General features: G+C 68.7%; 16 protein-coding genes. 13 read left to right on the top strand and 3 right to left on the bottom strand.

Features of this window, described 5'->3' with window-relative positions; genetic code table 11:
- The first annotated feature begins 39 nt into the window (after positions 1 to 39).
- From DFP85_RS05165 to DFP85_RS05115, 11 genes are all read left to right on the top strand, one after another.
- Positions 40 to 1,359 carry an ABC transporter substrate-binding protein gene (locus tag DFP85_RS05165; protein ID WP_133635228.1) on the top strand — a complete coding sequence of 440 codons (1,320 nt, stop codon included), beginning with the start codon at positions 40 to 42 and terminating at the stop codon, positions 1,357 to 1,359.
- Positions 1,360 to 1,434: 75 nt separating this feature from the next.
- Positions 1,435 to 2,325 carry a carbohydrate ABC transporter permease gene (locus tag DFP85_RS05160; protein WP_133635227.1) on the top strand — a complete coding sequence of 297 codons (891 nt, stop codon included), beginning with the start codon at positions 1,435 to 1,437 and terminating at the stop codon, positions 2,323 to 2,325.
- Positions 2,326 to 2,342: 17 nt separating this feature from the next.
- On the top strand, positions 2,343 to 3,233 hold the full coding sequence (locus DFP85_RS05155) for a carbohydrate ABC transporter permease (protein WP_133635226.1): 891 nt from the start codon (positions 2,343 to 2,345) through the stop codon (positions 3,231 to 3,233).
- A 202-nt stretch (positions 3,234 to 3,435) separates the two neighbouring features.
- Positions 3,436 to 4,581: an ABC transporter ATP-binding protein gene (locus tag DFP85_RS05150; RefSeq protein WP_133635225.1), complete on the top strand. Its 1,146-nt coding sequence runs from the start codon at positions 3,436 to 3,438 to the stop codon at positions 4,579 to 4,581.
- Between the two features lie 11 nt (positions 4,582 to 4,592).
- The gene (locus DFP85_RS05145; protein ID WP_133635224.1) at positions 4,593 to 5,279 is read left to right on the top strand and encodes an HAD family hydrolase; all 687 of its coding nucleotides are present in this window, start codon (positions 4,593 to 4,595) and stop codon (positions 5,277 to 5,279) included.
- A gap of 38 nt (positions 5,280 to 5,317) precedes the next feature.
- Entirely contained in the window at positions 5,318 to 6,106 is a 789-nt protein-coding gene (locus DFP85_RS05140) for an L-iditol 2-dehydrogenase (RefSeq protein WP_133635223.1), read from the top strand.
- 77 nt (positions 6,107 to 6,183) lie between these two features.
- Positions 6,184 to 6,819, top strand: coding sequence for a nucleoside/nucleotide kinase family protein (locus DFP85_RS05135; protein ID WP_133635222.1), 636 nt, complete (start codon positions 6,184 to 6,186; stop codon positions 6,817 to 6,819).
- Between the two features lie 50 nt (positions 6,820 to 6,869).
- A complete protein-coding gene (locus DFP85_RS05130; RefSeq protein WP_133635221.1) occupies positions 6,870 to 8,357 on the top strand; it encodes a mannitol dehydrogenase family protein in 1,488 nt (495 codons plus the stop codon).
- Positions 8,357 to 9,847 carry a xylulokinase gene (gene xylB / locus DFP85_RS05125; RefSeq protein WP_133635220.1) on the top strand — a complete coding sequence of 497 codons (1,491 nt, stop codon included), beginning with the start codon at positions 8,357 to 8,359 and terminating at the stop codon, positions 9,845 to 9,847. Before DFP85_RS05130 ends, xylB begins: the two co-directional genes overlap by 1 nt.
- A 42-nt stretch (positions 9,848 to 9,889) precedes the next feature.
- Positions 9,890 to 10,840: a transaldolase gene (gene tal, locus DFP85_RS05120; RefSeq protein ID WP_133635219.1), complete on the top strand. Its 951-nt coding sequence runs from the start codon at positions 9,890 to 9,892 to the stop codon at positions 10,838 to 10,840.
- Positions 10,841 to 10,945: 105 nt separating this feature from the next.
- The gene (locus DFP85_RS05115) at positions 10,946 to 12,463 is read left to right on the top strand and encodes a mannitol dehydrogenase family protein (RefSeq protein WP_133635218.1); all 1,518 of its coding nucleotides are present in this window, start codon (positions 10,946 to 10,948) and stop codon (positions 12,461 to 12,463) included.
- Here the strand turns inward: DFP85_RS05115 and DFP85_RS05110 are convergent.
- Positions 12,418 to 12,729: a YqfO family protein gene (locus DFP85_RS05110; RefSeq protein WP_133635217.1), complete on the bottom strand. Its 312-nt coding sequence runs from the start codon at positions 12,727 to 12,729 to the stop codon at positions 12,418 to 12,420. The two genes, DFP85_RS05115 and DFP85_RS05110, sit on opposite strands and share 46 nt — an antisense overlap.
- Before the next feature lie 263 nt (positions 12,730 to 12,992).
- Here DFP85_RS05110 and DFP85_RS05105 point away from each other — a divergent pair, with 263 nt between their 5' ends.
- Together DFP85_RS05105 and DFP85_RS05100 are read left to right on the top strand one after the other, a co-directional pair.
- Positions 12,993 to 13,499, top strand: a complete 507-nt coding sequence (locus DFP85_RS05105) for a fasciclin domain-containing protein (RefSeq protein WP_133635216.1) — start codon at positions 12,993 to 12,995, stop codon at positions 13,497 to 13,499.
- A 154-nt stretch (positions 13,500 to 13,653) separates the two neighbouring features.
- Entirely contained in the window at positions 13,654 to 14,496 is an 843-nt protein-coding gene (locus DFP85_RS05100; RefSeq protein WP_133635266.1) for a fructosamine kinase family protein, read from the top strand.
- 1 nt (position 14,497) lies between these two features.
- Here DFP85_RS05100 and cynS read toward each other — a convergent pair whose 3' ends face one another.
- Both cynS and DFP85_RS05090 read right to left on the bottom strand, forming a co-directional pair.
- The gene (cynS, locus tag DFP85_RS05095) at positions 14,498 to 14,938 is read right to left on the bottom strand and encodes a cyanase (protein WP_133635215.1); all 441 of its coding nucleotides are present in this window, start codon (positions 14,936 to 14,938) and stop codon (positions 14,498 to 14,500) included.
- Complete coding sequence (locus DFP85_RS05090; protein ID WP_133635214.1) at positions 14,931 to 15,869, bottom strand: ABC transporter ATP-binding protein; 939 nt, start codon at positions 15,867 to 15,869, stop codon at positions 14,931 to 14,933. The genes cynS and DFP85_RS05090 overlap by 8 nt, the downstream gene beginning before the upstream one ends.
- Positions 15,870 to 15,880 lie beyond the last annotated feature (11 nt).

Raw genomic sequence — 15,880 nt, 5'->3', positions numbered from 1 at the left:
CAATATAACAATGCCAAGACATCCCTGGAGGATCCCGCCATGAGAGTCATCCGCCATCTCCCCCTGACGACCCTGACCGCGGCCATCGCCGTCGCCGGCCAGGCCCAGGCGCAGACCGAGATCACCGTCGGTACCGTCAACAACAACGACATGGTGATCATGCAGAGCCTGACCGAGGCCTTCGAGCAGGCGCATCCCGACATCACGCTGGACTGGGTAGTGCTCGAGGAGAACGTGCTGCGCCAGCGCCTGACCACCGATATCGCCACCCAGGGCGGCCAGTTCGACGTCATGACCATCGGCACCTACGAGGTGCCCATCTGGGCCGAGCGCGGCTGGCTGACGCCCCTCGACGAGCTGCCCGCGGAGTATCAGGTCGATGACCTGCTGCAGACGGTCCGCGATGGCCTCTCCCACGAGGGCACCCTGCATGCGCTGCCGTTCTATGGCGAAAGTTCGATGATGTATTACCGCACGGACCTGTTCGACGAGGCGGGCATCGAGGTGCCCGAGCAGCCGAGCTGGGAGCAGGTGCGCGAATGGGCCGGCCAGCTCCACGACCCCGACAACGAGGTCGCCGGCATCTGCCTGCGTGGCAAGCCGGGCTGGGGCGAGAACATGGCCTTCGTCTCGACCCTGGTGAACACCTTCGGCGGGCGCTGGTTCGACATGGACTGGAATCCCGAGCTCGACTCGCCCGAGTGGCAGGAGGCGGTCGGCTTCTACGTCGACCTGCTGAACGACTATGGGCCGCCCGGGGCCAGCTCCAACGGCTTCAACGAGAACCAGGCGCTGTTCTCCAGCGGCAAGTGCGCCATCTGGGTCGATGCGACCTCGGCAGCGGGGCGCATCTACAACCCGGCGGAATCCCAGGTGGCCGACAGGCTGGGCTTCGCCCAGGCGCCGGTGGCCGAGACACCCAAGGGCTCCCACTGGCTGTGGTCCTGGGCGTTGGCCATCCCGGCCTCCTCGGAGAAACAGGACGCGGCCAGGGAGTTCATCACCTGGGCGACCTCCCGGGAGTACATCGAACTGGTCGGTGAGACCGAGGGCTGGACCAGCGTGCCGCCGGGGACCCGGGAGTCCACCTATGCCAACGAGAACTACCAGGAAGCGGCGCCCTTCGCCGACTTTGCCCTCGCGGCGATGCAGAGTGCCGATCCCACCGACTCGACGCTGGAACCCAGCCCCTACGTCGGCGTGCAGTTCGTCGGCATTCCCGAGTTCCAGTCCATCGGCACCCAGGTAGGCCAGATGGTGGCCGCGGCCCTGACCGGTGACATGACGGTCGAGCAGGCGCTGCAGAATGCGCAGCGCGCTACGGAGCGCACCATGCAGCGCGCCGGCTACCTCGACTGACCGGTGCCAGCCGCTCCCGGCCGGGGCATCATTCCGGCCGGATCCATTCCCCTACCTGGTCTCGCGGGTACTCCCATGAACAAGACACGCGCTTCCGGCCGCACCGTCGGGGGTCTGAGGACCCTGTCGCTGCAGGCGCCGGCCGTCACCCTGCTACTGATGTGGATGCTGGTCCCCCTGGGGATGACCCTGTGGTTCTCCTTCCAGCGCTACAACCTCCTGATGCCCGGCATGACCGGCTTCGCCGGGCTGGAAAACTACCAATACCTGTTCACCGATCCCGCCCTCTGGTCGGCCATGGGCACGACCCTGCTGCTGGTCGGCTGGGTACTGGCGATCACCGTGGTGGGTGGCACCCTGCTGGCGGTGCTCTTCCAGCAGGAGTTCGCCGGTCGCGGCATCGCCCGGGTGCTGGCCATCTCGCCATTCTTCGTCATGCCCACCGTCAGCGCCCTGGTGTGGAAGAACATGATGATGCACCCCTCCAACGGGGTACTCTCCTGGGTCGCCGAGTCCTTCGGCCTGCCGGCCGTCGACTGGTTCTCCTCGCTGCCGTTGACCTCGATCATCATCATCGTGGCCTGGCAGTGGCTGCCCTTCGCCCTGCTGATCCTGCTCACCGCCATGCAGTCGCTGGATGAGGACCAGGTGGAAGCGGCACGCATGGATGGGGCCGGTCCGGTCGCCATCTTCTTCTTCATCACCCTGCCGCACCTCAAGCGCGCGATCAGCGTGGTGATCATGATCGAGATGATCTTCCTGCTGACCATCTTCGCCGAGATCTTCGTCACCACCTCGGGAGGACCGGGGCTCGCCACCACCAACCTGGCCTACCTGATCTACATCCGTGCCCTGCTCGACTTCGACGTCGGCATGGCTTCCGCGGGCGGGGTGGTCGCCATCGTCCTCGCCAACATCGTCGCCATCTTCCTGGTCCGCATGGTGGCCAGGAACCTGGAAGACTAGGGCAAGGGGAGCAGCTCATGACTACTGCAAGAACCAAGCAACCCGGGACGCAGAGCGCCGCGGTCCCGCTGACGACCCGGCCCTCCCTGCTGGCCTCGGCCGGCGTCAGGAAGCTCGGCCTGACCGTGCTCGGCTGGAGCGTCGCCTGCGTGATCTTCTTCCCGATCTTCTGGATGGTGCTGACCGGCTTCAAGACCGAGGCGGCGGCCATCGCCGACCCCAGCCTGATCTTCTCGCCGACCCTGGAGAGCTACCAGGAGGTCCATGACCGTACGGGCTATGCCAGCTTCGCGATCAACAGCGTGGTGGTGGCCTTCGGCTCGACCCTGCTGGCGCTGCTGATCGCCATTCCTTCCGCCTACTCCATGGCCTTCCTGCCCACCCGGCGCACCAAGGGCACCCTGCTGTGGATGCTATCCACCAAGATGCTGCCGCCGGTCGGGGTGCTGATGCCGATCTACCTGATCTTCCGCGACGTGGGCCTGCTCGATACCCGCACCGGCCTGATCATCGTCTACACCTTGATGAACCTGCCGATCGTGGTGTGGATGCTCTACACCTTCTTCAAGGACATGCCCAAGGACATCCTCGAGGCGGGGCGCATGGACGGGGCGAGCACGCTGCAGGAGGTGCTCTTCCTGCTGATGCCGCTGACCCTGCCGGGCATCGCCTCCACCGGCCTGCTGTCGGTGATCCTGAGCTGGAACGAGGCCTTCTGGAGCCTCAACCTCACCTCATCGAATGCGGCACCGCTGACCGCCTATATCGCCTCCTTCTCCAGCCCCGAGGGGCTGTTCTGGGCCAAGCTCTCCGCGGCCTCGACCATGGCCATCGCCCCGATCCTCGTCCTGGGTTGGATGACCCAGAAACAGATGGTGCGCGGCCTGACGTTCGGCGCGGTGAAATAGGTTTCGACGATGCCAATCGGCAGGTCCTGGGCTGGTGCTCTCGATACCTACAGAAACAGAGGGTGCGCGGCCTGACGTTCGGCGAGGTGAAATAGGTTTCGACGATGCCGATCGGCAGGTCCTGGGCTGGTGCTCTCGATACCTACAGAAACAGATGGTGCGCAGCCTGACCTTCGGCGCCGTCAAGTAAAGGGATACTCAGATGTCTACATTACAACTCAAGCAGATCACCAAGAGCTTCGGCGAGACCGACGTCATCCGTGGCGTGGATCTCGAGGTCAACGACCGGGAATTCGTGGTCTTCGTCGGCCCCTCCGGCTGCGGCAAGTCGACCCTGATGCGCATGATCGCCGGCCTGGAGAGTGCCACCTCGGGCGATATCGTCATCGATGGCCAGCGCATGAACGACGTGGGGCCCGCCGATCGTGGGCTGGCCATGGTGTTCCAGAGCTACGCGCTCTATCCGCACATGACCGTCGAGGACAACATGGGCTTCAGCATGCGTCTGGCAAAGGTGCCCAAGGAGCAGCGCCGCCAGAAGGTCCTCGAGGCGGCCAGGATCCTGCAGCTCGAGCCGCTGCTCGATCGCAAGCCCAAGGCCCTCTCCGGTGGCCAGCGCCAGCGCGTGGCCATCGGTCGGGCCATCGTCCGCAACCCGAGCATCTTCCTCTTCGACGAGCCGCTCTCCAACCTCGACGCGGCCCTGCGCGTGCAGATGCGCATCGAGCTGGCGCGGCTCCACGAGGCACTCGACGCCACCATGATCTACGTCACCCACGACCAGATCGAGGCCATGACCATGGCCGACAAGATCGTGGTGCTGCATGACGGCGAGGTGGAGCAGGTGGGCTCGCCCATGGAGCTCTATCACCACCCCCGCAACCGCTTCGTGGCCGGCTTCATCGGCTCGCCGAAGATGAACTTCCTGGAGGTCGGGCTCGAGCGGGCGGATGACGAGGGCGTCGGTATCCGGCTGCCCGGTGGCGGCACCTGCAGCGTGCCGGCGGATGGCAGCGAGCTTTCGGCCGATTCTGCCCTGGAGCTCGGCATCCGTCCCGAGCACCTGCTGCTCGATGACCAGGGACCGCTGGAAGGGGAGATCCAGGTCCTCGAGCGGCTGGGTGGCCAGACCTCGCTGTACGTCCAGATGGGCGAGTCGATGGTCACCATCATGGCCGATGGCGACGTGGCGCATCGCGTCCACGAGACGGTGCGCTTCGGTTTCGAGCCGGGGCGTGCGCATCTCTTCGATGCCCGCGGCCTGGCCCTGCCCAGCCTGGAGCAGCACCCCCTCGCCGGCCTGACGCGCCGTGACAACCGCGTTGCCTCCGACGCCGACAGCCAGTGACGGATGCGCTCATGGAGACCCTGATCTTCGACTGTGACGGCGTGCTGGTGGACAGCGAGGCGATCGCCGAGGCGACGCTGGTGGAGCTGCTGGGCGAGTGGCTGCCGGACCTGGACGCCGACACCGTGCTCCGCCAGGCACTGGGCATGACGACCGCCAACATCTTGCGCCACCTGGAAGGCCTGAGCGGGCATCGCCTGCCGCCGGCGGCCACCGAGCGGGTGGACGAGACCATCGAGGCGCGACTGGCTCGCGAGCTCCAGGCCATGCCGGGGGTGGCCGAGGCGATCGCCACCCTCGACCTGCCCAAGGCGGTGGTCTCCAACAGCCGCCGGCAGCGGGTACTGGCCTCCCTGGCGACCACCGGGCTGGATCGGCTGCTGGGCGAGTCGCCGGTGTTCACGGCGGACCAGGTGGCCCGTCCCAAGCCCGCCCCCGACCTCTACCACCTGGCGGCCGGTGAGCTGGCACGCCGCCCCGGGGACTGCCTGGTGGTGGAGGACAGCGTCTCCGGCGTGACCGCGGCTCGCGGCGCCGGCATGACGGTGATCGGCTTCATCGGGGCCAGCCATGTCGACCCCGGGCAGGAGCGCCGACTGATGGCCGCGGGTGCCTGGCGGATTCTCGAGCACATGCACGGGCTGGCGTCGCTGGTCGACGACTGGCGACAGAGCCGCCTGCGCGCCACGACCCGATGACAGGGTTGACCCCACGGACAGAACAACAGGACGACACGATGAAACTCGACGACAAGACCAGCGTCATCACCGGCGGGGCCCGAGGCATCGGCCTGGCCATCGCCCAGCGTTACCTGGCCGAAGGCGCCAATGTCGTGGTGGCCGATATCGACCCGGTCGCCATCGACGAGGCCCTGGCCACGCTGAAGGGGGAGGGGCACGGCGACGAGCGGCTGATGGGCGTGCGCCTGGACGTCTGCGACCGGGCCTCGGTCGACGCCATGATCGAGCAGGTCAATGAGCGCTTCGGCGGCATCGACATCCTGGTCAACAACGCCGCCGTCTTCGGCATGGAACCGGTGCTGGAGGTGACCGAAGCCAGCTACGACAGGCAGTTCGACGTCAACGTCAGGGGGCTCTTCTTCACCCTCCAGGCCGTGGCCAGGGCAATGGTGGCGCGGGGTCAGGGGGGCAGGATCATCAACATGGCCTCCCAGGCGGGGCGCCGTGGCGAGGCCCTGGTGAGCACCTACTGCGCGACCAAGGCGGCGGTGATCAGCCTCACCCAGTCCTGCGCCCTGGACCTGATCCGCCATGGCATCCGCGTCAACGGCATCGCCCCCGGCGTGGTGGACACCCCGATGTGGGCGGAGGTGGATGCGCTCTTCGCCCGCTACGAGAAGCGCCCGCTCGGCGAGAAGAAGCGCCTGGTGGGCGAGGCGGTACCGGCCGGGCGCATGGGGCGACCCGACGACTACGGCGGCGCCGCGGTCTTCCTGGCCAGCGACGACAGCGACTACGTGGTCGCCCAGACCCTCAACGTCGACGGCGGCAACTGGATGAGCTGACCCATGTGCGAACTCGCGACCCGTGGCGCGCTCAGCGCCGAGCCGTGCGACCGATGTGACAGACGAGGATCAATGCCATGACCTCCACTCCCTGCGTCCACTCCCTCGTCGAGGTGACCCGGCGAATCCTCGCCGCCGCCGAGGGACGCCAACGCCTGCTGGTGGCCCTGGCCGGACCGCCCGGCGCCGGCAAGTCCTACCGCTCTGAGCAGTTGCTGCAGGCGATCGATGACGCCCTCCCGGGGCAGGGGGTGGTGGTCCCCATGGACGGCTACCACTTCGACAACGCGGTTCTCGGCGAGGCCCTGCTGCCGGTGAAGGGCGCGCCCCACACCTTCGACGCCGAGGGCCTGAGGGTCGACCTGGAACGCATTCGCCGCGCGGATGCCGCGGTGGCGGTGCCGGTGTTCGACCGGCCCCTGGACCTGGCCCGTGCCGGAGGCCGGCTGGTCACCCGCGAGCACCGCATCGTCATCGTCGAGGGCAACTACCTGCTGCTCGACCAGGAGCCCTGGCGCGCCCTGCATGGCCTCTTCGACCTGAGCGTGATGCTCGAGGTGGACGACGCGACCCTGGAGCAGCGCCTGATCGAGCGCTGGCTGGCCATGGGCCGCGACGCCGAGGCCGCCCGTCGCAAGGCCCTCGACAAGGACATGCCCAACGCCCGACTGATCCAGACCACATCCATCCCGCCCGACCTGGTGTGGCGCTGACGCCGTGCCGTGGTCGGTCGCGCCGAGCACGACTCGGCAGGAGACCCCGCATGATCCGACTCAACAACGACAATCTCGCCAGGCTCCCCGCCGAGGTCCCCGCGCCATGCCTGGACCGCAAGGCCATCACCGCCGGCATCGTCCACTTCGGCGTCGGCGGCTTCCATCGCGCTCACCAGGCCATGTACCTCGATGCGCTGATGAATCGCGGCGAGGCCCTGGACTGGGGCATCGTCGGCGTCGGCGTGATGCCGGGCGATCGGCGCATGCGCGACGCCCTGGCCGCCCAGGACCACCTCTACACCCTGGTGGTCAAGCATCCCGACGGCCGCCGCGAGCCGCGGGTCATCGCCAGCATGGTCGACTACCTCTTCGCCCCCGACGACCCGTCGGCAGTGGTGGAGCGCCTGGCTGACCCGGCGATCCGTATCGTCTCGCTGACCGTCACCGAGGGGGGCTACAACTTCCACCCGGTGAGCGGGGCGTTCGACCTGGAGGCCCCCGACATCCGCCACGACCTGGCACACCCCGAGGCGCCGCGCACCACCTTCGGTCTGATCGTCGAGGGCCTGGCGCGGCGCCGCGAGCGTGGCATCGCCGCCTTCACCGTGATGTCCTGCGACAACATCCAGGGCAACGGCGACGTGGCCAGGGAGACCTTCACCGCCTACGCCCGTGCTCGGGATCCGGAACTGGCCGCGTGGATCGAGGCCTCGGTGGCCTTCCCCAATGCCATGGTGGACCGCATCACCCCGGTCACCAGCGAGGCCGACATCGCCGAGCTTGGCGAGCGTTTCGGCGTCGAGGACGCCTGGCCGGTGGTCTGCGAGCCCTTCACCCAGTGGGTGCTGGAGGACCACTTCGTCGCCGGTCGCCCGCCGCTGGAGCGGGTCGGCGTGCAGCTGGTGGACGACGTGGTGCCCTACGAGATGATGAAGCTGCGCCTGCTCAACGCCAGCCACCAGGCACTGGCCTACCTGGGCTATCTCGCCGGCTACCGCTACGCCCATGAGGTGTGCCAGGACCCGCTGTTCGTGGACTTCCTGCTCGGCTACATGCGCCACGAGGCCTCGCCGACCCTGGCCCCGGTACCGGGCATCGACCTCGAGGAGTACCACCGGACCCTGATCGAGCGCTTTGCCAACCCCGAGGTCAGGGACACCCTGGCGCGGCTGTGTGCCGAGAGCTCGGATCGCATTCCCAAGTGGCTGGTCCCGGTGATCCGCGAGCAGATCGCGCGCGGCGGCGAGATGCATCGCAGTGCCGCGGTGGTAGCCAGCTGGGCGCGTTACGCCGAGGGCGTCGACGAGCAGGGCGAGCCCATCGAGGTGGTGGACCGGCTCAGGGAGGAGCTGATGGCGTTGGCGAAACGCAACCACGAGCGGCCCACGGCCTTTATCGAGAACCGCGAGCTGTTCGGCGACCTGGCCGAGCAGGCGCGCTTCCGCGACGCCTACGTCGCGGCCCTGACCGAGCTGCACGAGAAGGGCGCGCGCGCCACCCTGGAGCGCCTGGCGGCGACAGGAGGAGCGTCCTGATGTACGTCGGCGTGGACTGCGGGACCCAGAGCACCAAGGTGGTGGTGCTGGACCCGGAAGGCGAGCGGATCCTCGGCGAGGCGAGTCGTCCCCACCGCCTGGACGAGGGGGAGGGCGGTCGACGCGAGCAGGCGCCCGCCGATTGGGTCGCGGCCTTCTGCGGCGCCTTCGGGGAGGCCGTGGCGAAGTCCGACGTCGACGCCGGGGCGATCCGTGCCCTGGGCGTCTCCGGTCAGCAGCACGGGCTGGTGGCGCTGGATGCCGCGGGCGAGCCGGTGCACCCGGCCAAGCTGTGGTGCGATACCGAGACCGCGCCCTGGAACGCCGCCCTGGTCGAGCGCCTGGGCGGCGAGGCGGGCTGCCTCGAGAAACTGGGCCTGGTGCTGCAGACCGGCTACACCGCCTCCAAGCTCGCCTGGCTGCGGGAGGTTCATCCCGAGGCCTATGCGCGCATCGCCACCCTGATGCTGCCCCATGACTACCTCAACTTCTGGCTCACCGGCGAGCGGGTGGCCGAGGCCGGCGATGCCTCCGGTACCGGCTACTTCGATACCCGCACCCGGCGCTGGCGGCACGACGTGCTGGCCGAGATCGCCCCGGAGCTCGACCCCGAACGGGTGCTGCCGCGGCTGATCGCCTCCCGGGAGCCGGCCGGCACGGTGCGCCCCGCGTTGGCCCGCGAGCTGGGGCTGGCCGACGACGTCCTGGTAGCCAGCGGCGGTGGCGACAACATGCTCGGCGCCATCGGCACCGGCAACATCCGCCCGGGGCTGGTGACCCTGAGCCTCGGCACCTCGGGCACCATCTGCGCCCATTCCCCCGAACCCGTGGTGGCCGACAGCGCCATGGTCGCCAACTTCTGCGCCAGCCATGGCGGCTGGTTGCCGCTGGTCTGCACCATGAACGTCACCTCGGCCACCACCCGGATCCGCGAGCTGCTCGGCCTCGACCTCGCCAGCTTCGGCGAGCGGGTGGCGGCCGCCCCCATCGGCGCCGAGGGGGTGACGATGCTGCCCTTCTTCAATGGCGAGCGGGTACCCATGCTGCCCGAGGCCAGCGCCAGCCTGGATGGCCTCACCAGCGTCAACACCACCCCGGCCAACCTCTGCCGGGCGGTGGTGGAGGGCGCCACCCTGGGCCTGCGCTATGGCCTCGAGCAGTTCGGCCAGCTGGCCGAGGGGGTGAGCGAGATCCGCCTGATCGGTGGCGGCTCGCGCAGCCCGGTGTGGCGCCAGATGCTGGCCGACATCACCGCCAGCCGGGTGGTGTGTCCCGAGGCCACCGATGCCGCGGCCCTGGGCGCCGCCCTGCAGGCGGCCTGGTGTCATCGCGCGGGGTCCGGAGACGGCGAGCTGGCCGAGCTCTGCACGCGCCTGGTGCATCTCGACGAGAGCTCGCGGGCCGACCCCGACCCGGCCAGTGTCGCCGCCTACGATGAGGTCCATGCCCGCTATCGCCGGTGCCTGGCCGAGCGTCACTCCATTACCTGATCGCATTGCATGATGCATTGCACCACAAGAGAGGAGTCCCTCATGACGACCCGACTCGACAGCCTCAAGACCCACTCACTGGTGGTCGCCGACACCGGTGACCTGGACGCCATCAAGCGCTACCGGCCCCACGACGCCACCACCAATCCCTCGCTGCTGCTCAAGGCTTTCGACCTGCCGGGCTACCAGGCGCTGATCGACGAGGAGCTCGCCGCCATCAAGGCGGAGGTCGCCGACCCCGAGGCGCGCCTGGAGCAGGCGGTGGATCGCCTCGCCGTGGCCAAGGGGGCCGAGATCGCCCGGCACATTCCCGGGCGGATCTCCACCGAGGTGGCCGCGCGCCTCTCCTTCGACGAGGAGGCCAGCGTGCGCAAGGCCCATGAGCTGGTCGAGCGTTACAACCGGCGCGGCGTGGGCCGTGATCGCGTGCTGATCAAGCTGGCTTCCACCTGGGAGGGCATCCGCGCCGCCGAGCGCCTCGAGCGCGAGGGCATCCAGTGCAACCTGACCCTGCTGTTCAGCGAGGCCCAGGCCCAGGCCTGCTTCGACGCCGGGGTCTTCCTGGTCTCGCCCTTCGTGGGCCGGGTCACCGACTGGTACAAGAAGGAGACCGGCAAGGAGTATGCGCCCGACGAGGACCCGGGCGTGCTGTTCGTACGCGGCGTCTGCGAGCGGGCCGGCCGCGGCGGCTATGACACCGTGGTGATGGGGGCGAGCTTCCGCACCGTCGGTCAGGTGCTGGCGCTGGCCGGTTGCCCGCGACTGACCATCTCCCCGGCGCTGCTCGAGGAGCTGGCGGCGGAGGAGGGCGAGGTGACCCCGGCGGTGACGATCCCCGCCGCCGGCGAGCGCCCCTCGCCCCTCGACGAGCCCGCCTTCCGCTGGGGCCACAACCAGGACGCCATGGCCAATGACAAGCTGGCCGAGGGCATCCGCCGCTTCGACGAGGACCAGCGCACCCTGGAGGCACGCCTCGCCGAACGGCTCGGGTAATCGCGGAAGGGCAAGCGCCGCGCAGGGGTGCGCCGTCGGCCGGATGTGCGGATAATGACAGCGACCGACGTCGCCCGACCCGCTGCAGGGTCAGGAGGAGATCCCATGGCGCTGCCACTCTCGCAGCAGACCCTTGCCGCCCTCGGCCAGGACGTCGGGGTGCCGGCCTATGACCGTCGCCGGCTGCGCCCCGGGGTCCTGCATATCGGCCTGGGCAACTTCCACCGTTCGCACATGGCGTCCTATCTGGATCGCCTCTTCACGCGGGGCGAGGCCCTCGACTGGGCGGTCATCGGCGCCGGCGTGATGCCGGCCGATGTGCGGATGCGCCGACGCCTGCACAGACAGGACTGGCTCTCCACGGTGGTCGACCTCCACCCCGAGGGGAGCTCGGCGCGGGTGGTGGGGGCCATGGTCGACTTCGTGCCCGTGGCCTCGGCGGCCATCGTCAGGGCCCTGGTCGACCCCGGCGTGCGCATCGTCACGCTGACCATCACCGAGGGGGGCTACTTCCTCGATCCTGCCACCGGCCGCTTCGACGCGACCCATCCGCGGATCCTCGCTGACGCCTCTGAACCGCGGCGCCCCGGTACCCTCTTCGGCATGCTGGTCAAGGCGCTGGCCGAGCGTCGGGCCAGGGGGCTTGGGCCCTTCACGGTGCTCTCCTGCGACAACCTGCCCGGCAACGGTGAGGTGACGCGCAGCGTGGTGGTCGGCCTCGCCGAGCGGGTCGACCGCGACCTTGCCACCTGGATCCGGCGGGAGGTGAGCTTTCCCAACGCCATGGTCGACTGCATCACGCCGAGCACCACTGCCCGCGAGCGTGAGCTGGTCAGCCGCCGCTTCGGCATCGAGGATGCCGCCCCGGTGGTGTGCGAGCCCTTTCGCCAGTGGGTGGTGGAGGATCGGTTCTGTGCCGGTCGTCCGCCGCTGGAGCGAGTCGGCGTCGAGTTCGTCGACGAGGTCTCGGGCCATGAGACGATGAAGCTGCGCCTCCTCAACGCCGGTCACGCCAGCATCGCCTATGTGGCGGCCCTGCTGGGCTATCGGCAGGTGCACGCGGCCATGGGCGACCCGGACATCCGCGACTGGCTGGGCGCGCTTCAGGAGCGCGAGATCCTCCCCGTGCTCCGGCCGGTCGAGGGCCTGGACTACCGCGCGTACCGCACGAGGATCGTCGAGCGTCTGTGCAACCCCGAGATGGGCGACACCGTCTCGCGGCTCTGTGCCAACGGCTCGGCGCGACAGCCCAAGTTCATCCTGCCGGCACTCCGCGACGCCCTCGGCCGTGGCCTGCCCGTGGCGGGCCTGGTCCTCGAGCTGGCGCTGTGGTGCCACTATTGCCGAGTGGCCGACGACACGCCGGGGATGCCGCCGCTCGCCGACCCCCTGTCGTCACGCCTGAGGGCGGGGGCACGGGAGGCCGCCAGGGTGCCCTGGGCCTTTCTGGGGATCCGGGAGGTGTTCCATGACCTGGCCGAGTCCCCCGGACTGCGGAGGGCCTTCGCCGACTGGCTGGCAGTGATCGAGGCCCGTGGGCCGCGGGCGGCGATCCGGCGCTATATCGACCAGGGCGATCACAGGTCCGCCAGTCGCCAGACGTCGAAGGCCGGCTCCTCATAGGGGTGGGCGCTCTTCAGGGCGGCCAGCGCCTTATCGATCAGCGCATCCTCGCAGACCAGCTCCACCTTCAGCTCCTCCACCTGCTCCAGGTCGCCTACCCGCCCGATGTGCGGGTCGGCGCCCTCCAGCGGCCGGAACTGTCCGGTGCCGCGGGTCTGGAAGCAGCACGCCTCGTAGTCGCCGATGCGTCCCGCCCCGGTGGCGAAGACCGCTTCCTTGACGGCCTCGGCCTCTGCCACGGGCACGAAGAAGGCCAACTTGTACATGGTCTCGACTCCTCTCACCTGAATGAACGTCCTGCCGTTGTGCCATATCACGACGCCGAGGTCAGCCCGTGACGCTACCTTTCCTGCTCGGCGCATGTGGCGGGTGGAGGCTCCTGCAGACGATGGGGAAAATAATACTTGTCCAATAGCTGTACAGAGTCTAGCTTGTGTATAGGTCGAGGCCGAGAAGGGCCACAGACCTGAAGCTTCGCAACCCACCGGTCGCTCCGCGGCCGGGGTCAGCCAAAGAGGAAGAGTGCCCCATGAAGACCTTCACCACTCCCGTTTCCCAGTTCATCGGCGCCGGCATGCTGGGCCTGATGTTCGCCGGCAGCGTCCAGGCCGACAACCACGGCATGAAGAAGGACATCGTCGACACCGCAGCGGGTGCGGGCCAGTTCGAGACCCTGGTGGCCGCGGTCGAGGCGGCTGGCCTGGTCGAGACCCTCAAGGGCGAGGGTCCCTTCACCGTCTTCGCCCCGACCGACGAGGCCTTCGCCGCGCTCCCGGATGGCACCGTGGAGTCCCTGCTCGAGCCGGAGAACCAGGAGCAGCTCCAGGCGATCCTCACCTACCACGTGGTGCCCGGCAAGATCATGGCCGAGGACGCCATGGCGGCCGACAGCGCCACCACCGTGCAGGGCCAGGACATCACCATCACCACCATGGACGGCAGCGTGATGATCAATGATGCCACCGTGGTCCAGGCCGACATCGAGGCCAGCAATGGCGTCATCCACGTGATCGACGGCGTGCTGATGCCCGAGTGATCCCGGCGTCCCGACCGGGGTCACCACCCTGTCACTTGCTTGAATGCCCCCTTCTGGCCGCCTCCGGGCGGTCTTTTTTTGTCCCGTTTTTGACAGTGCCGAGCGGACTGGCGACCCTCATGGCAGCGAATCAAGGGAGCCTTGCCACATGTCGATCGACGAGACTCTTGCCTCGCTGCTGTCGGCTGCCGGACTGACGCCGCGGGGCGAGCCGCAGCCCCTCGGGGGCGGCGATATCGCCGAGGTCTTCCGCCTGGCGACCGACCAGGGCGAGGTGGTGGTCAAGCAGGACGCCCCCGAGCGGCTGGCCGGCGAGGCCGACGGCCTGCGGGCGTTGCGCGAGGCCGGCAGCGGGCTGGTCGTGCCCGAGGTGCTGGCCGAGGGGGAGGGCTGGCTGGTGATGGAGGCGCTGGAGACGGGGCGTTCACGCCGCGACGAGGCGAGCCTGGGGGAGGGGCTGCGCCGGCTCCATGCGGTGACCGGGGACGCCCACGGCTGGCCGCGCGACAATGCCTGCGGGCGCACGCCCCAGCCCAACGCGCCGCTGCCCGACGGCCGCGCCTTCCAGCGCGAGCGCCGCCTGCTGCCCCTGGTGGATGCCTGCCAGGCGCGAGGCCTGATGGATGCTCGGTTGCGCGCTCGTGTGGAGGCCATCGCCCATGGCCTGGAGGCCTGGCTGCCGGACGTCCCGGCGAGCCTGGTGCATGGTGACCTGTGGTCGGGCAATGTGCTCTTCACGACCCGGGGGCCGGCGATCATCGACCCGGCGGTCTATCGCCACTTCCCGGAGGTGGACCTGGCCATGCTGACGCTGTTCGGCTCGCCGGGCGAGGCGTTCTTCGAGGCCTACTGGAACGGACACCGCCCCGGCGATTGGCCGAGGCGGGAAGCCCTGTTCCAGCTGTATCCGCTGCTGAACCACCTGCTGATGTTCGGCGGCGGCTACCGGGGGGCCGTGGAGCGCACGCTGGGAAGGCTCGAGGCGGAAGCCGGCTGACTCACCAGGCCTTGTAGGGCAGGAACTTGCCGTTGAGGGTCAGCAGGACGCGATCGCCCTTGGGGTCCTCGACCTTGTCGACCTCCATGGTGAAGTCGATGGCGCTCATGATGCCGTCGCCGAACTTCTCCTGGATCACGTCCTTGAGGGTCTCGCCGTAGACGCCCACCACCTCGTAGAGGCGGTAGATCAGCGGGTCCTGGGGGATGGCCTCGTCCCAGGCCTTGGTGGGGAAGGCCTCCAGGGCGGCGGCGACGTCCGGCTCGGCGTCCAGCACCTGGCAGATCTTCTGGGCGGCCTCCGGGGTGGCGCTGTTCATGCCGTAGCAGGCCGACGCCACCCACACCGGCGACATGCCGATGCTCTTGCCGATCTCTTCCCAGGTCAGTTGCTTGCGGGCCTTGGCGGCGAGCAGGGTGTGGCGCATCTCGAGCTTATCCATGATGGGTCTCCTTGGGAGTGAAGTTCACCAGTTTGTGGTTGGCAGGGTCGCCCTCGTCGGGCGTCGGGGAGTCGGCGTCCGCCCTGGCGGGGTTGATGGACTGGGGATAGGACAGCCCACGCCCGTCGATGTCGGCGGTACGCAGCGTGCTTGACCGATTCACCAGGAAGTCGATCAGGTAGTTGCGGATCCTGTAGTAGTGGGGATGCTTGACGACCTCGGCCCGGCTGCGCGGGCGGGGCAGGTCGATCTCCACTGCCTCGGCGATGCGGGCCTCGGGCCCGTTGGTCATCAGCAGGATGCGGTCGGCCAGCAGGATGGCCTCGTCGACGTCATGGGTGATCATGAACACCGTCTGGCGATCGCGGCCCCAGATCTTGATCAGCTCGTCCTGGATCACCCCGCGGGTCAGGGCGTCCAGCGCCCCGAAGGGCTCGTCGAGCAGCAGCAGCTTGGGCTTGGTGGCGAAGGTCCGCGCGATGCTGACGCGCTGGCGCATGCCGCCCGAGAGCTGCGAGGGCTTGCGGTCGATGACGTCGTCGAGGCCGACCATGCTCAGGTAGTCCCGGCTGTGCTCGTCCACCTGGGCAGGGGGCCACTCCTTCCAGCGCGCGCGCACGCCGAACTTGACGTTCTCCAGGGCGGTGAGCCAGGGCAGCAGGCTGTAGTTCTGGAAGACCACCCCGCGCTCGAGTCCGGGACCGGTGACCTCATGGCCCTCCATGATCAGCCCGCCATCGGTGAACTGGTCGAGGCCGGCCAGGGCATTGAGGATGGTCGACTTGCCGCACCCCGAGTGGCCGATGATGCACACGAACTCGCCCTTCTCGAGGTTGAAGTTGACGTTCTCGAAGACGGTCAGGTCGTCCTGGCCACGCCCCTGGGGGAAGCGCTTGCTGGCCTGCTGGACTTGTACGAAATGTTGGCTCATGGGGCAATTCC

This window comes from Halomonas ventosae (assembly GCF_004363555.1).
Lineage (GTDB): Bacteria > Pseudomonadota > Gammaproteobacteria > Pseudomonadales > Halomonadaceae > Halomonas > Halomonas ventosae.
Note: the sequence above shows the minus strand (reverse complement) of the source record. Positions and strands in the feature narration are given on the sequence as shown.